The sequence below is a fragment of the Protofrankia sp. Cr1 genome (assembly GCF_963555865.1).
Lineage (GTDB): Bacteria > Actinomycetota > Actinomycetes > Frankiales > Frankiaceae > Protofrankia.
On sequence record NZ_CAUVXO010000203.1, the window covers coordinates 4,622 to 9,557 of the forward strand.

Annotated in this window: 5 protein-coding genes; 2 read left to right on the forward strand and 3 right to left on the reverse strand. The window is 67.8% G+C overall.

Annotated features, from left to right (window positions below):
- The coding region (locus U9980_RS16075; RefSeq protein WP_322768660.1) for a metalloregulator ArsR/SmtB family transcription factor at positions 1 to 282 on the reverse strand (282 nt) is incomplete at its 3' end.
- A gap of 299 nt (positions 283 to 581) precedes the next feature.
- Between U9980_RS16075 and U9980_RS16080 the strand changes: the two genes are divergently transcribed.
- The gene (locus U9980_RS16080) at positions 582 to 1,262 is read left to right on the forward strand and encodes a DsbA family oxidoreductase (RefSeq protein ID WP_322768661.1); all 681 of its coding nucleotides are present in this window, start codon (positions 582 to 584) and stop codon (positions 1,260 to 1,262) included.
- An 84-nt stretch (positions 1,263 to 1,346) separates the two neighbouring features.
- On the forward strand, positions 1,347 to 2,048 hold the full coding sequence (locus tag U9980_RS16085) for a PaaI family thioesterase (protein WP_322768662.1): 702 nt from the start codon (positions 1,347 to 1,349) through the stop codon (positions 2,046 to 2,048).
- On the opposite strand, the gene U9980_RS16090 is transcribed toward U9980_RS16085, so the two are convergent.
- Together U9980_RS16090 and U9980_RS16095 are read right to left on the reverse strand one after the other, a co-directional pair.
- Positions 2,049 to 3,641 carry a fatty acyl-CoA synthetase gene (locus U9980_RS16090; RefSeq protein ID WP_322768663.1) on the reverse strand — a complete coding sequence of 531 codons (1,593 nt, stop codon included), beginning with the start codon at positions 3,639 to 3,641 and terminating at the stop codon, positions 2,049 to 2,051. It abuts the gene before it with no gap.
- 302 nt (positions 3,642 to 3,943) lie between these two features.
- The coding region (locus tag U9980_RS16095; protein WP_322768664.1) for a toll/interleukin-1 receptor domain-containing protein at positions 3,944 to 4,936 on the reverse strand (993 nt) is incomplete at its 5' end.

A 4,936-nucleotide genomic window follows, 5' to 3' on the forward strand; every position in this document is an offset into this window, starting at 1 on the left:
TCGCGCGGCCCGCATCAACTCGGCCACGTCCCCGCCCGCGAGCGCGTAGACGACCGTCGAGCCGTCCCGGGTCGCCGTCACGATCCCCGAGCGGCGCAACACCGCCAGCTGCTGAGACAGATTCGACGGCTCCACCTCGACGGCGCAGCGTAGGTCCCGAACGGGCATCGGCCCGTCCTGGAGCAGTTCCAGCACCCGGATCCGCACCGGATGCCCCAGCATCCGGAAGAACTCCGCCTTCGCCTGATAGAGCGGAACCTGCGTCCGCGCGGCCCTGGTCACCCTCGTCCCCGGCATCGGCCTCGGCCCGCCCTTCCCCTGCTCAGCGGCCCGCCGCTCGAGCGCAGCAGGCCATCCACCATGTCGCTAATTGAAGAACTCTTCAATTAGACCCCAGACCGCAGACTAGACCCAGACCCCAGACCGCCACGTACACCAGGTCGGACATCGGGAAAAGTCGAGGTGTACCTCATATTTCGGTCAGCATTGCTCCAGCAGGGCCGGCACAGCCGCCGTACCCTGCCCTCGTATCCCGACCGCAGCCCGACCAGCACATTCCGACCAGCACCGAGGAGAACCCCATGCGGGTTGACATCTGGTCCGACCTCGTCTGCCCGTGGTGCTGGATCGGCAAGCGCCGCTTCGAGCAGGCGCTGGCCGGCTTCCCCCACGGCGACCAGATCGAGATCGTCCACCATTCATTCCAGCTCGACCCGACCATGCCCACCGACCGCGTCGTCGGCCAGACCGCCATGCTGGTCGCCACGTACGGCATGACCGAAGCGCAGGCCCGGGCGAGCCAGGTCGCGGTCGAACGCACCGCAGCCACCGTCGGCCTGGAATACCACCTGGTCGACGGGTTTGTCGGCAATACCGCCGATGCGCACCGGCTCGTCCAGCTGGCCGGGGACCGCGGCATCCAGGACGCCGTCGTCGAGCGCTTCTACCTGGCCCACTTCACCCAAGGGAGGTCCCTGTTCGACCGCGAGTGCCTCGTCGGACTGGCCGGTGAAGCCGGCCTGGACGCCGACGAGGCCCGCCGCGTACTCGTCGAGGGCACCTACGCCGACGTGGTGGACGGCGATGCCCACCGGGCGCGGGCACTGGGTGCCACCGGCGTGCCGTTCTTCGTCGTCGACAGCCGGTACGGAGTCTCCGGCGCACAACCCCCGGAAATCTTCACCGAAGCGCTCTCCCATGCCTGGGCCGACATCCACCCGTCCGAAGAGGGAGCCGACCAGACAGTCGAAAGTTCAGCATAATTATATTACTATTTGAAGGAGTATTGGCGGATGGGATGTCGGGCCGTCCGATGGTCACGACACCCGAAGTGAGGAGATCCCAGCATGTCAGATGGCCAGGACCGGCCCGGCAGGCCGACCGGGCCGTCGACCCTTTCGTCGACGGCGGCAACTGGCGAGGGGCTGGACGAGGGGGTGACCGACGGGCTGAGCGAGGCGCGCCGGGCCGCGGCGGCCCTGCGGGCGCTCGCCGGACACCTGGCGACCGGCGACATACCCACCGAGGACCTGCGCGCCATCGCCGACGCCGCGCAACGCATGGAGCGCCTAGCCCGGCCCCACGCCCGCGCCAGCCGGTACGACGGCCGGGCGGGGCTGCGGATCGGCAGTGCCGACAATGCCGTGCTCTGGGAACGGCATCCCATCTTCGGTCGCTCCCACCCGTTCGCCCCGCCGCTGATCGTCGAACGCCGCGGCGAGATGTTCCACGGCGAGGCGACCCTCGGGCCGGCCTACGAGGGCAGCCGGAACAACGTCCACGGTGGCTACATCGCCGCGCTGTTCGACGTCATGCTCGGACATGCCGCATCCCTCGCCGGGAAACTCATCGCCACCGGGACGATGACGATCCGCTACAAGACGCCGGTGACGATCTCAACACCGCTCCGGGCGGAATCCGAGCTTCTCGATGTCGAAGGTCGCAAAATCCGGGCAACAGCCAGGCTGCTGATCGGTGAAAGCGTCAGCGCCGAGGCGGACGGGGTGTTCATCAGCGTGGGGTCCGAATGGTACACCAGCCCCAAGTGATCACGGTACGACGGCGCCGGCGAGATGAGCGTGGATCGTTCGCAGCTCCCGCTTGAGGATCTTACCGCTGGGGCTCTTCGGGAGCTGGTCGGTGACGACGACATACTTCGGGGTCTTGTAACTGGCCAGACGTTCGCGCGCGTAGTCGATGATCTCCTTGGGGGCGATCGTCGCCCCTGGGCGCGCGACCACGACGGCGGTCACCGCCTCGATCCAGTAGGGATGGGCGATGCCGAACACGGCGACCTCGGCCACCGCCGGATGCCCGTAGATCGCCTCCTCGACCTCCCGGCTGGCGACATTCTCACCACCGGTTTTAATCATGTCCTTTTTCCGGTCCACGACCGTGAGATAACCGTCGGAATCAAGCACGCCGAGGTCACCGGAATGGAACCAGCCGTTCCGGAACGCCTCGGCCGTCTTCTCCGGATCCTTGTAGTAACCGAGCATGGCGTGCGGGCTGCGGTGCACGATCTCCCCGACGGTTCCAGCCGGGACGGGCATGTCGTCGTCGTCCACCACCATGGTCTCGACGTTGAGAACCGGCCGGCCGGCCGAACCCGCCTTCGCCTCCTGAAGGTCCGGAGGCAGGACCGTGGCCACCGGCGCCATCTCGGTCTGACCGTAGAGATTCCACAACCGCAGCTCCGGCAGTCGTTGCCGGATCTCCCGTAGCACCTCGACGGGCATCGGCGCCGCACCGTAGATGCCCTTGCGCAACGACGACAGGTCGTGAGCCTCGAAGGTGGGGCAGCGCAACAGGCCGATCCACACCGTCGGCGGACAGAACAGCCTCGTCGCCCGCTCCCGCTCCACCGCGGCCAGAATGGCCGCCGGGTCCGCGCTGGGCAGGATCACACTGGTGGCACCCAGGTAGATGGCCGGCGTGAGGCAGCCGTCGAGCTGCGCGCAGTGATAGAAGGGAAGTGCCTGTATGTCGATGTCGTCCGGGGAAAGCTCGCCCTCGATGATGCAGCTGACATACTGCGCGATCAACGAGCGGCTGGTGAGCACGACTCCCTTCGGCCGGGATTCGGTACCGCTGGTGTACATCAGGCGCACCGGGTCGTCATCACCGATGGCCACCTCCGGTTCGGATGTGTCGGCATGCGCCAGCCAGGACGCGACGTCCTCCCAGCGGCCGGCTGTGCCCCGCTCCGCTACACCTTGCTCGGCTGCACCCGAGCTGATCCGGCCGGCGAGGTCGACCCCGCGACCGGCCACGCCCAGCGCCCGCTCGGCGATCGGGGCCAGCGCATCCTCGGTCACCAGCCCGCTCACCTCGCAGTGGTCGAGGATGAACGCGATCTCCTCAGCGGTCAGCATGAAATTGACCGGGACGAGGATGGCGCCGAGCTTGGCCAGCGCCAGATAGACGACGACGAACTCACGGCAGTTGTGCGACAGCAATGCGATGCGGTCGCCCTTGACCACCCCACGATCGGACAGCGCGTGCGCCGTCGCGTTCACCGTCGCGTTCAGCTGCGCATAGGTCTCGCGGAAATCGCCGGCGACGAGAGCGGTCTTGTCCGGATATCGAAGCGCCGTCCGCCGCAACAAATCACCGATCGTATGCGAGCGCGCCTTTGCCACGTGTGCCTCGACGCTGTCGCCCGGACGCCCGCCATGCTGTTCCGCATCCGCTCCGGATCCGTCTCCTTCCGTCCGCGTGGATCATAGCGAGTTCCGCCGTATTCTGCACCGGTCGGCGAGAACCGGGGTCAGTCAGCCTTAGAGCGCCCGACAATAGGGGCGTGGATCAAGGAGCGGGGCTGGGGTGCGTAGCTCGCGAGGCGGAGGAGGGAGGCACCCTGGTGTTGGGTGTCGACCGACGACAACGACGCGAGGTGCGTGCCCCAACCCCGCGACGCCGCGTCCCCTATTGCCGGTCGCTCTTATGCATATTGGCGGTCGAGGTCCCGCAGCGCACGGATCAGCCGAGGGTAGCCGTCGTCGGCGAACAGGTCGACATGGTTCCAGGCGCTCAGGCGATCGGGGATGTCGCACGGCTCAAGGCGCGCCGGGATCATGAAAACAGCCCCTTGCGGTTGTTCCATGGCCACGTCGAGCGCCCAGGCGATCTGCCGGTTGACCGAACCTCGCCTGGACACGGCGCTCGACAGGCAGACGACCACGGCCCGGCTTCGTCTGATAGCGCTCCTGATCTCCAGTTCCCGCTCCCGGCCGACGCCGAGATTCTCGGCTTCAAGCCACAGGCCATGCAACCCGTCGGACCGCAGCCGGGTGTACAGGTTGGCCGCCGCCTCGCTGTCCTCGTCCGCGTGACACAGAAAGACCACCGAGCGGGCCGCCCGCTCAGCGGCCTGCGCGGCCGCCCGCTCGCGGAGGTCGAACAGTCGTGGGCGACCAGCGACCTCGTAGGGGAAACGAAAAGCCACGGCGGCTTCTGGAACATCGGCTAATTCGCACAGGATGCGTTCAGACTCGTTGAGGAAACCCGGCGGCGAGCCCTGCCGGTATGTCGCGTCGAGCCACTCACGACCCAGGGTGGTGATATTGACCCACGCTGGCCCGATGTCCTCCGGCGGCGGTCGCCGGGCCACGGCCCCACCGCCCCCGAAGGCACCGTCGCGCACCGGCGGCGAGATGGTCGCCGCGAGCAGCTCGCCGAACGCCGGAGCCAGCGGGCCGGCGGAGGCCACCGAGACCCGGATGCGATACGTCCGGTCGGTGTAGCGACGCACCGCCTCGGCGTAGAGCGGCTGCGCCTCGATCGCGAAGGCATCGGCCGGCACTCGTCCTCTGAACTGCGTGGCCGGTATCTCCCTCGCGAGGGCGGCGTATTGCCCGGCGAGCCTGGCGAGCTCGTATCGGAGCCGGTCTCCCACCGCGTACGGTTCGAGGCAGACACTGATCAGCGTCGGCTG